Genomic DNA, 14,856 nt, shown 5'->3' on the forward strand with positions numbered 1-14,856 from the left:
GAGGCTGGTCTTCATTTTAGCTTAAATGAAACACAATGGACTCAAATGGACGCAGCGTGTAGCTGTAAGCTGTTCCATTCACGTCATCGTAGTTTTTTATTAAAACATTGCTTTTGCGCCCTTCGAAAGCTTTTGCGGCTTCTTTTGAAAGGGTAAATGTTACTTCGCGCTCATAGAAGTTGTTTAATACAAGCAGTGATTCTTTTTCTGTGTTTCGTGTATAGACAAACAATGATGGGTCATTTTCAAGCAGTAGCTCATAGTTGCCATCTGTAATAACATCATATTTTTTGCGCAGTTCAATCAGTTTTTGATAATGATAGAACACCGAATTTTTATCCTCTAATGCTGATTCAACATTGAATTGCTTATAGTTTTTAGCCACAGGAATCCATGGAGTGCCAGTTGTGAAGCCGGCATTCTCTTCTTGATTCCATTGTACAGGCGTACGTGAATTGTCACGGGATTTGTGACGAAGGATCTCTAAAACTTCCGCTTCTGATGTTCCTTTTTCAAGAAGTATATTATACATATTTAGCGACTCAACGTCTCGATATTCATCGATTGAAGTAAATTTAGGATTTGTCATCCCGATTTCTTCACCTTGATAAATATAAGGCGTGCCTTGCATCATATGAATGGTTGTTGCAAGCATTTTCGCTGACTCGTTATGATATTTGCCATCATTGCCATAGCGGGAAACAATGCGAGGCTGATCGTGATTGCACCAGAACAAAGCATTCCAGCCTCCGCCTTCATGCATACCAACTTGCCATTTTGTTAAAATATCCTTTAGCTGCTGGAAATCGAAATCTGCAACTGACCACTTTTCTCCGTTAGGATAGTCAACCTTCAAGTGATGGAAGTTAAACGTCATGCTTAATTCTTGTCGTGCTGGATTCGAGTATTTAATGCAGTGGTCAATTGTAGTAGAAGACATTTCACCAACCGTTAGCATATCGTGCTTTGAGAAAACCTCACGATTCATCTCATGCATATATTCATGCACCTTAGGCCCGTCTGTATAAAACTTCCTTCCGTCTCCAGGAGCAACAGAGCCGTCGTCGTCAGGGAAATCCTGATTTTTTGAGATAAGATTAATAACGTCTAAACGGAAGCCATCAACGCCTTTTTCTGCCCAATAATTCATCATCTCGTATATTTCGCGGCGAACCGTTTCGTTTTCCCAGTTTAGATCAGCCTGTGTGACATCGAAAAGATGAAGATAATATTGACCAGTTGCTTCATCAAACTGCCAAGCATTTCCGCCGAATTTAGATTCCCAGTTTGTCGGAGCTGATCCATCTGGATTAGGATCTTTCCAAATATAAAAATCACGGTATTTATTATCTTTGGATTTGCGGGATTCCACAAACCATTCATGCTCTGTGGAGGTATGATTTACAACGATATCCATGATGATTCTAATATCGCGCTTGTGTGCCTCTGCCAGCATACGATCAAAGTCATCCATTGTACCGTACTCTTCATGAATGGCAAAATAATCGCTGATATCATAGCCATTATCGTTTTGAGGGGATTTATACGGCGGTGTTAACCAAACCACATCAACACCCAGCTGCTTTAAATAATCAAGCTTTTCTGTAATCCCGTTTAAATCACCAACACCATTCCCAGTCGTATCATTAAAACTCTTCGGATAAATTTGATACACAACAGCCTTCTTCCACCAAACCTGCTCCACTATGATCACTTCCTATATAAGAATTTTCTTCTGTAAACAAATGTTGCTTTAGTTCGTTGAAGGGGTCTGACCCCTTCAACGAACTAAAGCGCCTATATGCAACAAGGCATTCACGATGTCCAGCGAACGCCTGTTGCGATTATTAGTCTAGTTTTCCTTTTTTAACGAGTAAGCCGTAAAGCAATGTTAATGTAAATGGCACGACAATTACGATTGCCATACCGATTCCAAATACTGCCCAGAAGGAGCTTTGGATCGAGATAATGCCGGGTATACCGCCGATACCGATTGAGTTTGCAAGGACAAAATTTGAGCCAAGCAGGATACCGCCAATTGCAGAACCAATCAATGCACTGATGAATGGGAAGCGGTAGCGCAGGTTAACCCCAAACATAGCAGGTTCAGTAATACCGAGCCATGCGGAGATCCCGGAGGAGCTTGCAAGTCCGCTCAGTTTTTCATCTTTCTCTTTCGCGAAGAATGTTAGCGCGAAAATGGCGAACGCTGCTGATCCTTGAGCAATATTAGATAATGCAAGGATTGGCCATAGGAATGTACCGCCTTGATCAGAAATCAGTTGAAGATCTACTGGAAGGAACGTGTGGTGCATTCCTGTAATAACAAGTATTGCGTAAAATCCTCCGTAGATTAATCCTCCAAGCCATCCAAAGTTGTTAAAGACCCAAATAACGCCGTCTGTAATCGTACTTCCTACCGCAAAAGTAAGCGGTCCAATTACGATAAACGCAGCAAAACCAGTAACAAGCAATGAAACAGGTGCAACAACCAATAATTTAATAGTGTCGTGAACACGCTTATTTAAGAATTTCTCAATCGTTGCATAAAGATAAGCAGCGAACAATACCGGTAATACTTGACCTTGGTAGCCAATGGATTCAACCGTTAATCCAAATAAATTCCATGTTGGAACTGTGCCTTCTTCAAGCGCAGCTGGATAAGCATATGCACTTAAAAGACCTGGGTGAACTAATACAAGACCGAGTACAATTCCCATTAACGGGCTTCCGCCAAAACGCTTAACTGCCGACCAACCTATGAGTGCTGGTAAAAAAGCAAAGGCGGCACTGGCAATGATATTAATAACTTCTGCCAAATCAGCCCATTGTGGATACATGACAATTAATGGATCAGGACCAAATAAATCTGGAGCTGTTAGAACATTGTTTAAACCTAGCAGTAAACCAGCCGTAACGATTGCAGGCAATAATGGAATGAAAATATCTGCAAGCAATTTTACGGCGCGCTGGATAGGATTCATCTTCTTCGATGCCGCATTTTTAACATCATCCTTAGAAACTTCTTGAATCCCTGTTTCTTCTGCCAACACTTTATACACTTTATCAACAAGACCTTGTCCAATCACGACCTGAAATTGGCCGCTATTAGCAAATGATCCTTTAACAACGTCGATCGACTCCAGCATCTTTTTGTCTACCTTATTGTCGTCGTGCAGGACAAAACGCAGACGTGTTACACAGTGTGTAGCCGTATCGATATTCTCTTGACCACCTACTGCTTCAATTATTTTGCGAACTTCATCTTTGTTCACACTCATTATGTTTCCCTCCAGTAACCGTTTTCATTTAATTTCCAAAAATAGAATTGCATGTATTTAACACATTCCCTATTGACGTAAAGTTATACCGACATGGAATTTGAATGAAAACGTTTCTAATGTGATGCGCTTACATTAACAAAGGTTATCTTATACCTGTATATACAAGTTGTCAAGAAGAAAGATGCTTTAATTTGCTAAAGGGGTCAGACCCCTTTAGCAAATTAAAGCATAAAAAAAGAGGATATTACCGCGTTCACAAAGAATTACACAGAGAACAAAAAAATAAAAGAAAGGAGGGAGACAGTTTGGCGCGAGGGCCAAGAATTTGGATCAAAGATGGGGTGTACCACATTATAGTGCGTGGTAACCGAAGAATGAAGCTTTTTGGGGACCGTCGAGATTTCAGAACGTACCTAGCCATCTTAAGAAAGACGAAGAATGTATATTCCTATGACTTACTTGCTTATTGTTTGATGGATAACCATGTTCACTTACTTATCCAGTACAAAGAAGATTCTCCTTCAGCCGTCATGAAAATGCTCAATGGGGAATATGCCCGCTATTTTAATTTGCGGCGTCAAGAAATCGGGCACGTATTCCAAGGAAGATTTTATTCAAAACTAGTTACAGGATCTTTTTATCTGCTAGATGCCTGCCGCTACATCCATCAAAACCCCATGAAAGCTAATATTAGTTTTACTCTAGCTGATTATCCATGGAGCAGTTATAACGCCTACCTCACTTCCAATAACCCCAACAATATTTCCACTAATCTCGTATTACAGCAATTTCCTCATTCGCAGAGAACACACTACGAAATATTTATGCATGAAAACCTTTAAAATCAAGGATCATGAGACACTTTTGTACGCTAAAGGGGTCTGACCCCTTTAACATACAAAAGCGTTTGCCCCCCAAAAAGATGATGCAAAAGGACAGGGTATCGGATAAAATGAAAAGGATAGTATTTACATATACGAGAAGGGCTGGTCTGGCCTTTTGTTGATCACATATCCAGTTAATTAAGATGGAAATTATGAAAGCAGATAGGGATGGTTTAAATGAGAACGGCAATTGTGACGGATAGTACAGCCTATATACCGAAAGAATTGCGAGAAAAATTGGACATACATATGATCCCGCTTAGCGTTATTATGAGTGGAGAGATCTACCAGGAGGAAGTTGATCTGACGGCTATTGCGTTTTATAAAGAAGTGCGTGAGGCGAAAGAGCTTCCGACGACATCTCAACCGCCAGTCGGTCAGTTTGCCGAGCTTTTTGAACAGCTTTCTGCAGAGTATGATGATGTTGTATCGATTCACTTATCCAGTGGAATTAGCGGCACCTTTGCAGGGTCAGTGCAGGCAGGAGAAATGGTTGATTGCATTCGCGTTCATCCATTTGATACAGAGGTTTCCTGTATGGTTCAGGGGATGTTTGTCATTGAGGCAGCCAAAATGGCTCAAAAGGGTAGTGCTGCAGAGGTCATCCTCGCCCATTTAGAAGAGTTAAAGAAAACGGCGCGCGCTTATTTTATGGTTGATGATCTTTCGCACCTTCAGAGAGGCGGCCGGCTATCCAGTGCTCAGGCGATTATTGGAAGTTTGCTTCAGGTGAAGCCTCTGCTGCATTTTGTTGACACAAAAATTGTTCCTTTTGAAAAAATTCGCACGCGAAAAAAAGCAATGAAAAGAATCGTAGACTTGCTCTCTGAGGATGCGAAAAAATATGACGAGCTGCAAGCGGTGATTATCCATGCAAACCGTGAAAAAGAGGCGCTTGAATGGAAACGGGAGATCGAGGAGCAGCTGCCAAATGTAACGTTTAGAGTAAGCTACTTTGGTCCAGTAATTGGCACCCATTTAGGAGAAGGCTCCATGGGGCTTGGCTGGATGAAAAAATAATCAACAATTAGGATGAAGAGGGTGGAGCTAATCTATTCTCCTTTCTTCTCCTCTTACTATGCCCCACACCCACCCATAAAAGGAGGTCGCCTATGCGATTTGTCGATCAATCCCCGTATTGGATCCCGCAAGATTTTGCTCATGAAAATCACCGTCTTACCCGAATCTCGGAAACTAGAGAATTACCTCCGCTTAATATAGATTTTCCATTTTCTGAATCACTGCGATCGCTTCTCAGCGGCCGCCAGCTTCTTTTAGACGAAGTGACCACGCTTTATCCACTGGACGTCATTCACCAACATCACCTCGCTGGCTTTATTACCTATGAACCTTCTATTCTCAGCTCCAACTCAAAACCACGATGTTTACGATGTCATCAACAAGATCCCACTTTATTTTTCTCCCATCCTTGTGCCCGCTGTAAAGAAGAGTGCACGTACTGCAGGAAGTGCATAAACATGGGAAAAGCCTCCAGCTGCACACCGATTGTTCTATGGTGTGGACCAGAAGCCCCGCTTTCATTACCAACAGAACCCATCCTCTCCTGGGAAGGTACGCTGTCGAAGCCGCAGCATGAAGCATCTATGAACCTCGTTGCAGCGATAAAAAACAAAACCTCATTATTAATTTGGGCCGTTTGCGGAGCTGGTAAAACGGAAATGCTTTTTTCGGGAATAGAATATGCTTTGTCCAAGCGTTTACGTGTTTGTATTGCTACACCAAGAACGGATGTGGTGCTTGAGCTCGTTCCGCGTTTAAAACAAGCCTTCAGTTCATCAACAGTCGCTGGCCTATATGGCGGCAGTGAAGACCGGTTTGGGTCTGCAATGATCACGATCAGCACGACACATCAGCTTTACCGCTATAGACATGCTTTTGACGTTATGATCGTAGATGAGGTCGATGCTTTCCCGTATTCCATGGACGAATCTCTTCAAAAAGCAGTGGAACATTCCCGTAAAAAGGACGCTACTCTCATTTATTTATCAGCCACGCCAAATAAATCCATCCAAGCCGCTGCGAAAAGGGGCGAACTCCCCATGGTCGCCATTTCGGCTAGATACCACGCTCATCCTCTACCTGAACCAGTCCCAAAATGGATAGGGAATTGGAAAAAGAGCATTGATCGAAAACGCATTCCGATTCCACTTCAAAAATGGATTATCCACCGCCTCACCAATCAAATTCCTATTCTTGTATTTGTTCCGAATATCCCCTATATGGAAAGACTCGAAAAGCTGCTTAGTACATCAACCACCGCCAAAATTGCCGCCGTCCATGCAGAAGATCCCGGGCGCAAAGAAAGGGTTCAACAAATGCGTGACAATCAACTCGCGCTTTTGTTGACGACAACGATTTTAGAACGAGGCGTCACGTTTAAAGGAGTCGAGGTGGCTGTGCTGGGGGCGGAGGAGGAAATTTTTACAGAAAGCGCTCTCGTTCAGATTGCGGGAAGAGCAGGAAGAAATAAAGATTTTCCAAAGGGGAATGTCACCTTTTTTCACCATGGGTATACGAAGGCAATCCTGGAGGCACAAGCTCATATTCGACAGATGAATCTTGATGCAAAGAAGAAAGGGTGGCTTCTAACAGCCAAAAAGGGTACCTAGAAGTGAATCACTGTGTCTCTTGCCATAAAAAAATTCCTCAATCCATTGGCTGGGGGGATCTTTTTCACCCTTCGCCATCCAACAAGCTTTGCAAAGACTGCTCGGCGCTGCTTGAACCGATTTCACTCCAAAAAATCTGCACACGTTGCTCAAAAACTATGTCCGAAGAAAATCAGGTCTGCCAAGATTGTCTGCAATGGACTAAGGATCCTTTGTATCACAACGTACTAGACCAAAATCGTTCACTTTATATGTACAATGAAGCCTTAAAGGAATTAATCAAGCGGCTAAAATATCAACGAGATTGGAAAATTGCATCTTGTTTTGCGGACGAGATGAATAAAATGATCCGGGAATTCCCAGCTTATGATTTAATTGTTCCCATTCCGCTTGGCAATAGACGATTGCACGAAAGGGGATTTAACCAAACAGAGGCGCTTTTATATGAAGCAAACTTACCTTTTACCTCTCTATTAGCTCGGAAGGACGGGGAAAAGCAATCCAAGAAATCAAAAAAGGAGAGAATACATACTGAAAATCCATTTTCTCTCGTCGGTAAAGAAGAGCTGCCAGGGAAAAAAATCCTCCTGATCGACGACCTTTACACAACAGGTACTACGCTTCGCCACGCGGCTTATACGTTGAAAAATGCAGAAGCTAAGGCTGTTAATTCGATGACAATTGGTCGATAGTATATCAGATATGAATAAAGATCTACTAATGTGTGACTTTTGTAGTATAATAACTCCAAAAGAACATAGGGGGGTCATCTTGTGGGGGAACTTAGAAATTGTCCGACCTGCAATGCGGTCTTTTCATTTAATGGACTGCGTGAGGTTTGTTCAAAATGCAATCAGCTAGAAGAGGACATGTTTACTACGGTCTATCATTTTTTGCGTAAAAGGGAAAACCGGGCCGCAACCATTGAACGAATTGTTGAGGTAACGGGGGTAACGGATAAGCTGCTTCATAAGTGGGTACGAAAGCGCCGCCTGCAACCCGCACAATTTCCTGGGATCGGTTACCCTTGTGATAGCTGCGGCACATTAATTAATACGGCCAAGCTTTGTAAAAACTGCCAAGAATCGATTAAAAACGATCTTGAGCTTCATGAATCAAATGAAGCTTTTAAAGAGCAGATGGCCAATAGTCAAAAACGTACGTATTTATCTTCAAAAAATCGCGATTAAATAGCAGGTGCATGGGACTTTCTTTCTATTTTCCCCATGCACCTTTAATTTTCTCAAATATAGCCGATATAATGGTCAAAGAACAATCGTTTAATCTAAAGAAAGTAGGTGAACATTGGTGAAAATTAATCCATTTAATAATCCGAATATCAATCCCTACAATCGACAGCAGAAAAAAGCAGAGCTGGCTGAGCAGCAAAAAAATCGTGTCTCAGACAAGGTTGAAATTTCCTCTGCTGCAAAAGAGATGCAGGATGGCTCACGTATTCAAATGGAGCGTCAAGCCCGCATTGATCAATTAAAAGTGGACGTTGAGAGTGGAAACTATAAAGTAGATTCCAAAAAAGTAGCAGAAGACCTGTTTAAGCATTATCGTGGGTGAGAATAAACAGCAGAATGAAGGAGAATGGAATATGTCAGAAGCAGCATTGCTCGAGACGCTTGATAAGCTAGTGAAGCTACACGATGGGCTCCTAAAGGCCGCTCATAAAAAAACCATTCACATAAAAGAAACAAACATTGAAGGCCTGCAGGAGCTTTTGAAACAAGAACAAACGTATGCAGCTGCCATCAATACAATTGAACAGCAGCGGCAGGAACAGGCTGTTGCTTTACTAAAAGAACGAGGAAGATCCATAGCTGCGATTCCCACGCTTACAGACATACAAGAAGTGCTTAAGGATCCCGTCATGATAGAACAGCTCCAAACAAAAAAAGAAGAGCTCATCATGGTCGTTGCGGAGCTGTCCCAGCAGAATGAACTGAATCGGCAGCTGACTCTTCAATCGCTGCAGTTCGTGAATATGACAATGGATATGATTATGCCAAAACAATCAACAATGAATTATTCCAATAAACAAGGAAAACCCAGCAGATTGCGACCGAATCATTCAATGTTTGATTCCCGCACGTAATGGGATAGACGGAGGGAAATTAGTATGAGAGCAACCTTTCAAGGACTTGAAGCCGCTAAACGGGCAATCTTTACGCAGCAGAGTGCCCTTTATACGACTGGACATAATATTGCGAATGCTAACACTCCTGGTTTTTCACGCCAGCGTGTAGATTTTAAAGCGACGGATGGCTTTCCAACAGCTGCTTTTAATCGCCCGGAAATGCCTGGCCAAGTTGGAACCGGTGTTGAGGCTGGAGCGATTCAGCGCTATCGGGATACCTTCCTGGATTCTCAATATCGCCAGCAAAATACAGGTCTTGGCTACTGGAGCTCACAGGCGTCCGCTCTTCACCGTATGGAAGAAGTCATGAATGAGCCGTCAGAGCAAGGCTTGGCAAAGGTTATGGACCAGTTTTGGTCTTCGCTTGAGGATCTCTCTGTCTATCCTGAGGATGCTGGAGCAAGAGCCGTTGTCCTTCAGCGAGGACAAGCACTTGCAGAAACCTTTAATTATTTGGACAATCGATTGAACGTGAATAAAACGGATATCGGCTCACAAATTGATAACACATCCTTTGAAGTCAATGGAATCCTTCGTCAAATACATGCACTTAATACGCAAATTGGTGAAATTGAACCGAATGGCTATTTGCCAAATGATTTATATGATCAGCGGGACACACTCATTGATGATTTGTCAAAGCATTTGTCAATCAAGGTTACCTACACCAGCAGCGGCGGGAACTCGTCAGGAGCTGCCCAAGGGAAGGCGACTATTGAGCTGATAAACGATCAAAAACGTCATATGGCATTTTTAGTGGATGGGAAAGTGGATAAGTATAATCAAATTCGTGTGGATATGGACCCGAATCGTCAATATGTAACGGGTGTTGTAATTGGTGAACTTGATCGCAGAGGGAGTCAAACCCAGTCGAAAACATTCGATATGAACAGTTTTACTTCGGAGGGTACGCTGCTTGGACATATTCATGGATTTGGTTATGAAATGCCTGCCGATCCAGCAGATCCAGATTCCGTTCCGGAAATTCACGGTACGTATCCTGCAATGCTTAGAGAAATCAACTTAATTGCCCACAACTTTGCTCAACGATTTAATGAGGTTCATAGCGAAGGATGGAACCTTGATGAAATACGAAAAGGTGAACCAACGGATCCTAAGGTTGATTTTTTTGATGCAGCATCACTTGCTGATCCAACGAAGGCCGCTGCTTTGTTAAAGCTTTCAGCCGAAATCGATGGTTTTCCGGATCGGATTGCTGCATCAAAACCATCCGGGGATCCTGCCATTGCGTTTTCTGGAAATGGAGCGATTGCCTTGGCGCTTACCCGCGTAAAGGATGAAGCACTTGATTTTAACGGACAAGAAACAAGCGTAACAAACTACTATCAAGGCGTTATCGGAAATATGGGTGTGCTTACCTCTGCAGCAGATCGTTTAGGCGGCAATAACAGCGTTCTCCTTGACTCTATCCAGCGCAACCGTGACTCAGTCAGCTCGGTATCGCTAGATGAAGAAATGACCAATATGATCAAATACCAGCAGGCTTTTAATGCAGCATCAAGAATGGTAAACGCTGTGGATGAAATGCTCGATAAAATCATTAACGGAATGGGCCTCGTCGGCCGATAAGAAAGCAGGTGAACTAATTAGATGAGGATTACACAATCCATGCTCAGCAATAACTCGCTGAGACACTTAAGTCAGTCTTACCAGAGAATGCAGACATATCAGGATCAGCTGAACACAGGTAAAAAGATCACAAAGCCATCCCAGGATCCTGTTGTAGCAATGAAAGGCATTCGGTACCGCACAGAGGTAATGGAAACGAGGCAGTATTTGGACCGGAACCTTGCACAGGTATACAGCTGGGTTGAAAACGCTGATTCATCTCTTGATAAGGTTGGGGAAGTGATGAAACGAGTCCGTGACTTAACAGTCCAAGCATCCAATGACACGTATGACGAAAATCAACGAAAATCTTTGTCTGAAGAGGTCACACAACTAATAGCGCACATCGGAACGCTAACAAACACAAAAGTAAATAATCAATACATTTTTAATGGTACAGATACAATTAATCCACCTTACAACGCTGAAGGTATAGATATCAACCCTTCTGAAATAGCAGCTGGGAATGAGAATACATATATCCTCACTTATAACAGCAAAACGTTCGAATGGGATGATACTGCTAATGGAGGTTTGGGGGCATTCACTGATGGTACAGCTGAATATGTACTGAATGGAACTGTATTTGAAGAAGCTTCTACAGGAACAGTGCTTCCAGCAAACGACGTGGTTGTAATAGAAAAGTCCGCTATTCCATCTAACAATGAGTCCATAAATATAGAAATCATGAAAGGGATTGAGCTCGGAGTAAATATAGCTCCTGGTGAATCTTTTAGTTCGACATTTTTTGGGGACCTGCACGTGCTGCAAAAGAAGCTTAGTTCGGGAGCAAAAGGGGAGGAACTATCATCATTTATTGGTAAACTGGACAAACACATGGATGCCTTTTTATCTAAACGCTCTGAAATTGGGGCGAAATACAACAGGGTGGAAATGATTGAGAACCGTTTATCAGAACAGGAAGTAATTGCAACAAAAGTTATGTCAGAGAACGAGGACGTGGATGCGGAACGTGTTATAATTGACATGTTGTCTGAAGAAACGTTATTGCGTGCGACTCTGGCAAGTAGTTCAAGAATTATCCAACCAACTCTTATGGACTTCCTTCGTTAAACATAAATGAAAACAAAATGGAGGTGAATCGAATGATCCAACCTTCTCTTCGTTACCATATCACGAATGCTCAAACGGGCATTCGTTACAATCAACCAACGATGTCGATAAAGCAGCAAAAAGCGGATCTTTCGATTCAACAGGATAAAGCCGAGATCATGATGGATGTTCGACCGGGACAACTCTCGATTAATCAAACGGAAGCTTTTGTTGCAATGGACCGCAAAGGTCCACTGCGCCGAGCGGATGAGCATGCAGCAAATTCTTTAGTGGAATTCTCTAAAAATGTAAAAAAGAATGCTCAGCAAGGCGATCAGATGATGCGGATCGAAAACGGCGGAGGGGCAGTTGCGGCTATTGCTAAACAAAATAGTGCTCGACCAATTAAGCAGCTAGCAATCGGCTACATTCCTAAGTCGCCGTTTGATGTTAGAATTGACTACAGTCCATCTGAGTTGAAGATTGATGTGCAAATAAATGACCCGGTCATTCAGTATCAATCTCACAAACCGCGGATCGAAATTCCACCTTGGTCGGTAGAACCCTATATCCAGACTATGCCAAATATCGATTTTGAATATATTGGTCAAAACGTAAATCTAAATGCATAAAGGATGAATACCATGCAAACGAAATATCATGGTGAAATTGAACTTGATAAAATAAGCATCATTACATTTGATGAAGGAATTCCAGGTTTCCCTAACCATAAATCATTTGTCTTATTGCCGATCGAACAGGACATTGCATTTAGCGTTCTGCAATCTACAGATGAACCGGGTATTGCTTTCATTATTGTAAATCCTTTTGATTTTAAACCAGATTATGAAGTGGATATACCGGATCATGTCGTTGCAGCTCTCGAAATTGAGAGGCCGGATCAAGTCGAAATCTTTACGATCTTAACGGTACACTCACCATTCGAGAACACTACAGCCAATCTGCAGGCGCCCGTTGTCGTTAACATTATAAAACGCAAGGCAAAGCAGCTTATTATAAACGATTCTTCGTATACACCAAAACATTCTATTTTTAAACCAAAACATCTCCCCGTACAGGAGGGGAAATAATGCTTGTGCTAAGGCGAAAAAGAAATGAATCGATCATGATCGGAGATAACATTGAAATCAAAATCCTTGAGATCGATGGTGATCAAATTAAAATTGGTATTGATGCACCCAGTACTATAGATATTTTCAGAACTGAGCTGTATAAAACGATTCAGGAAGAGAACAATCTGGCTGCCAATCAAATGATTGATATAACCGCAATGTTTAAAAAATAACCATTTTCTGTGGAAAAGCAGAAATATGGTTATTTTTTTTTGAGATAGTATTAAAGATTTAAGGAACGTTCCGATAATAATTACGTAGCAATCAAAAAGCATGGGCGGCCGCCAGGCTTTTTGATTGCCTAGACCACATGGATGTGGGACTAAAAACAATCAAGGAGGAACTTTATATGATTATTAATAATAATATTCAAGCATTAAACACTCACCGTCAAATGGGCGTAAACCAAGGCGCTGCTTCAAAAGCAATGGAAAAATTATCTTCAGGACTACGTATTAACAGAGCCGGAGATGACGCAGCAGGATTATCAATTTCTGAAAAAATGCGTGCTCAGGTTCGTGGACTTGATCAGGCTTCTCGTAATGCTCAAGATGGTATTTCTATGATTCAAACTGCTGAAGGCGGACTTGGAGAAGCGCAAAACATTCTGCAAAGAATGCGTGAATTAGCAGTTCAAGCATCGAATGATACAAACGTTACTGTTGACCGTGAAGCAATACAAAACGAATTTAATGAATTATCAAATGAAATTGCACGTATTAAAGACAATACTCAATTTAATACGCAAAATATTCTTGATGGTACTGCTAGCGGAGTTGCTGTTCAAGTAGGTGCAAACACTTCACAAACAACTACAGTTGATTTTGCTACAAGCGGTGTGAATTTAACAAGTGTTCATACAAATGTAAACAGCCTAAGCTTAGCAAGTGGTGGAAGTGCTACTGCAGCTATCGACACAATTAACGCAGAAATTGAAAGTGTATCAAAAGGACGTTCTTATTTGGGAGCTATGCAAAACCGTCTAGAGCACACGATTTCAAACTTGAATAATTCTTCTGAAAACCTTCAAGCTGCTGAATCTCGTGTTCGTGACGTTGACATGGCGAAAGAAGTAATGGAAATGACACGTGCGAATATTCTTGGACAAGCTTCTCAAGCTATGCTTGCACAAGCAAACCAAGCTCCACAATCTGTATTGCAACTATTGGGTTAATATTCACCCTTAGTTTTATCATTCTAAAAAGGTGTTTCCCTATAAATGGGGAACACCTTTTTTGTCTAATAAATTTAGTAGAAGTTTAATTTCCTTTTTTTGGTATTCGTTCGATATGTTAAAGAATACACCTTTTTGCTAGAATGAAGTTCTGTGTACAGTGGCCTATTTTCCAAACAACATCTCAACATATTTCGACTTTAACCGATAAAATATATATGATATGAGTGACGGAGGTTTGAAAAATGAAGATTTTTTTTCCAAGTGAAATAAAGGAGTATGAAAATAAAACTGAAGCAGTTAATCGAATGATCGAAGATATCAATGCGGGCATTGCATCGACTGACAAGCTTGTGTTTAGTCATTTGAATATAGATGGAATAGATGTCTATGAAAATCATTACCAATATCTTTTGAAAGAACTATCTGAAATTAATGAGATAAAAATTATTATGAAAACAAAGCAAGAAGTAACGATCGAGCTTCAGCAATCATTAAATGAGTATCTGGAGCGAGCACTGCCAGTTATGTCAAAGCTGTCAGATCAATTTTATCAAGGTGAGTCTAATAAAGTATGGGAGTCCTTTGTTGAATTTACGGACGGATTGCAATGGATTAACAGTGCGGTAGAAACGCTTTCCTTACATTCAAAAGAAAATGCACAGTCTTATTATAAAAATGTTTCCGCCAAAATAGAATCCGCACTAATCGAATTAGTTGAAGCACTTGAAATTAAAGATACCATTACAATTGCAGATATGATCCAATATGAAATTATAGAAACATTAACAGATCTAAAACAGAGTGTTCATCATTGATGAGTAATCGACGGGATTAAAGGAGCTATTTTATGGAGCGAACTGGACCTATATATATTGGCATGGACATAAATGGGCACAGCAGCTGTAATAGTTGCACAATAG

Annotated in this window: 16 protein-coding genes; 14 read left to right on the plus strand and 2 right to left on the minus strand. The window is 41.4% G+C overall.

All coding sequences use genetic code 11. The features are described from left to right. Positions 1 to 16 precede the first annotated feature (16 nt). Both treC and treP read right to left on the minus strand, forming a co-directional pair. Positions 17 to 1,705 carry an alpha,alpha-phosphotrehalase gene (gene treC, locus KP78_RS06445; protein WP_041087186.1) on the minus strand — a complete coding sequence of 563 codons (1,689 nt, stop codon included), beginning with the start codon at positions 1,703 to 1,705 and terminating at the stop codon, positions 17 to 19. Positions 1,706 to 1,847: 142 nt separating this feature from the next. Beyond that, the gene (treP, locus tag KP78_RS06450) at positions 1,848 to 3,281 is read right to left on the minus strand and encodes a PTS system trehalose-specific EIIBC component (protein WP_041087188.1); all 1,434 of its coding nucleotides are present in this window, start codon (positions 3,279 to 3,281) and stop codon (positions 1,848 to 1,850) included. 308 nt (positions 3,282 to 3,589) lie between these two features. On the opposite strand from treP, the gene KP78_RS06455 reads away from it, so the two are divergent. The 14 genes from KP78_RS06455 to KP78_RS06520 all read left to right on the plus strand — a co-directional run bounded on the left by KP78_RS06455 (position 3,590) and on the right by KP78_RS06520 (position 14,751). Beyond that, positions 3,590 to 4,126 carry a transposase gene (locus KP78_RS06455; protein WP_041087190.1) on the plus strand — a complete coding sequence of 179 codons (537 nt, stop codon included), beginning with the start codon at positions 3,590 to 3,592 and terminating at the stop codon, positions 4,124 to 4,126. A gap of 219 nt (positions 4,127 to 4,345) precedes the next feature. Continuing rightward, on the plus strand, positions 4,346 to 5,188 hold the full coding sequence (locus KP78_RS06460) for a DegV family protein (protein WP_041087192.1): 843 nt from the start codon (positions 4,346 to 4,348) through the stop codon (positions 5,186 to 5,188). A gap of 458 nt (positions 5,189 to 5,646) precedes the next feature. Next, positions 5,647 to 6,798 (plus strand): ATP-dependent helicase ComFA, encoded by a 1,152-nt coding sequence (locus tag KP78_RS06465; protein ID WP_235420854.1) that lies wholly within the window; start codon positions 5,647 to 5,649, stop codon positions 6,796 to 6,798. Then, positions 6,768 to 7,490, plus strand: a complete 723-nt coding sequence (locus tag KP78_RS06470; RefSeq protein ID WP_235420855.1) for a ComF family protein — start codon at positions 6,768 to 6,770, stop codon at positions 7,488 to 7,490. The genes KP78_RS06465 and KP78_RS06470 overlap by 31 nt, the downstream gene beginning before the upstream one ends. Before the next feature lie 81 nt (positions 7,491 to 7,571). Continuing rightward, positions 7,572 to 7,988, plus strand: a complete 417-nt coding sequence (locus KP78_RS06475; protein WP_041087195.1) for a TIGR03826 family flagellar region protein — start codon at positions 7,572 to 7,574, stop codon at positions 7,986 to 7,988. 118 nt (positions 7,989 to 8,106) lie between these two features. Further along, positions 8,107 to 8,370: a flagellar biosynthesis anti-sigma factor FlgM gene (gene flgM / locus KP78_RS06480; protein WP_041087197.1), complete on the plus strand. Its 264-nt coding sequence runs from the start codon at positions 8,107 to 8,109 to the stop codon at positions 8,368 to 8,370. Beyond that, positions 8,363 to 8,902: a flagellar protein FlgN gene (locus KP78_RS06485; RefSeq protein ID WP_235420856.1), complete on the plus strand. Its 540-nt coding sequence runs from the start codon at positions 8,363 to 8,365 to the stop codon at positions 8,900 to 8,902. The genes flgM and KP78_RS06485 overlap by 8 nt, the downstream gene beginning before the upstream one ends. Positions 8,903 to 8,926: 24 nt before the next feature. Continuing rightward, a complete protein-coding gene (gene flgK, locus KP78_RS06490) occupies positions 8,927 to 10,534 on the plus strand; it encodes a flagellar hook-associated protein FlgK (protein WP_041087201.1) in 1,608 nt (535 codons plus the stop codon). A 21-nt stretch (positions 10,535 to 10,555) separates the two neighbouring features. Next, the gene (gene flgL / locus KP78_RS06495; RefSeq protein WP_041087203.1) at positions 10,556 to 11,647 is read left to right on the plus strand and encodes a flagellar hook-associated protein FlgL; all 1,092 of its coding nucleotides are present in this window, start codon (positions 10,556 to 10,558) and stop codon (positions 11,645 to 11,647) included. 32 nt (positions 11,648 to 11,679) lie between these two features. Then, positions 11,680 to 12,258 (plus strand): DUF6470 family protein, encoded by a 579-nt coding sequence (locus KP78_RS06500; RefSeq protein WP_041087205.1) that lies wholly within the window; start codon positions 11,680 to 11,682, stop codon positions 12,256 to 12,258. Positions 12,259 to 12,270: 12 nt separating this feature from the next. Beyond that, positions 12,271 to 12,717, plus strand: a complete 447-nt coding sequence (gene fliW / locus KP78_RS06505) for a flagellar assembly protein FliW (protein ID WP_052474648.1) — start codon at positions 12,271 to 12,273, stop codon at positions 12,715 to 12,717. Then, positions 12,717 to 12,932, plus strand: a complete 216-nt coding sequence (gene csrA, locus KP78_RS06510) for a carbon storage regulator CsrA (RefSeq protein ID WP_041087209.1) — start codon at positions 12,717 to 12,719, stop codon at positions 12,930 to 12,932. Before fliW ends, csrA begins: the two co-directional genes overlap by 1 nt. A gap of 176 nt (positions 12,933 to 13,108) precedes the next feature. Beyond that, positions 13,109 to 13,933 carry a flagellin N-terminal helical domain-containing protein gene (locus tag KP78_RS06515; protein WP_041087211.1) on the plus strand — a complete coding sequence of 275 codons (825 nt, stop codon included), beginning with the start codon at positions 13,109 to 13,111 and terminating at the stop codon, positions 13,931 to 13,933. A gap of 245 nt (positions 13,934 to 14,178) precedes the next feature. Then, a complete protein-coding gene (locus KP78_RS06520; RefSeq protein WP_041087212.1) occupies positions 14,179 to 14,751 on the plus strand; it encodes a DUF8042 domain-containing protein in 573 nt (190 codons plus the stop codon). Positions 14,752 to 14,856 lie beyond the last annotated feature (105 nt).

Origin of the sequence: Jeotgalibacillus soli (assembly GCF_000829435.1) — a bacterium.
Taxonomy (GTDB): Bacteria; Bacillota; Bacilli; order Bacillales; family Jeotgalibacillaceae; genus Jeotgalibacillus; species Jeotgalibacillus soli.

Excerpts from the sequence above, each read along its gene's own strand:
- KP78_RS06515 (WP_041087211.1), top strand. The coding sequence starts at position 13,109 with ATGATTATTAATAATAATATTCAAGCATTAAACACTCACCGTCAAATG.
- KP78_RS06460 (WP_041087192.1), top strand. The coding sequence starts at position 4,346 with ATGAGAACGGCAATTGTGACGGATAGTACAGCCTATATACCGAAAGAA.
- KP78_RS06520 (WP_041087212.1), top strand. The coding sequence starts at position 14,179 with ATGAAGATTTTTTTTCCAAGTGAAATAAAGGAGTATGAAAATAAAACT.
- KP78_RS06465 (WP_235420854.1), top strand. The coding sequence starts at position 5,647 with ATGGGAAAAGCCTCCAGCTGCACACCGATTGTTCTATGGTGTGGACCA.
- csrA (WP_041087209.1), top strand. The coding sequence starts at position 12,717 with ATGCTTGTGCTAAGGCGAAAAAGAAATGAATCGATCATGATCGGAGAT.
- treP (WP_041087188.1), bottom strand. The coding sequence starts at position 3,281 with ATGAGTGTGAACAAAGATGAAGTTCGCAAAATAATTGAAGCAGTAGGT.
- fliW (WP_052474648.1), top strand. The coding sequence starts at position 12,271 with ATGCAAACGAAATATCATGGTGAAATTGAACTTGATAAAATAAGCATC.
- KP78_RS06500 (WP_041087205.1), top strand. The coding sequence starts at position 11,680 with ATGATCCAACCTTCTCTTCGTTACCATATCACGAATGCTCAAACGGGC.
- flgL (WP_041087203.1), top strand. The coding sequence starts at position 10,556 with ATGAGGATTACACAATCCATGCTCAGCAATAACTCGCTGAGACACTTA.
- flgK (WP_041087201.1), top strand. The coding sequence starts at position 8,927 with ATGAGAGCAACCTTTCAAGGACTTGAAGCCGCTAAACGGGCAATCTTT.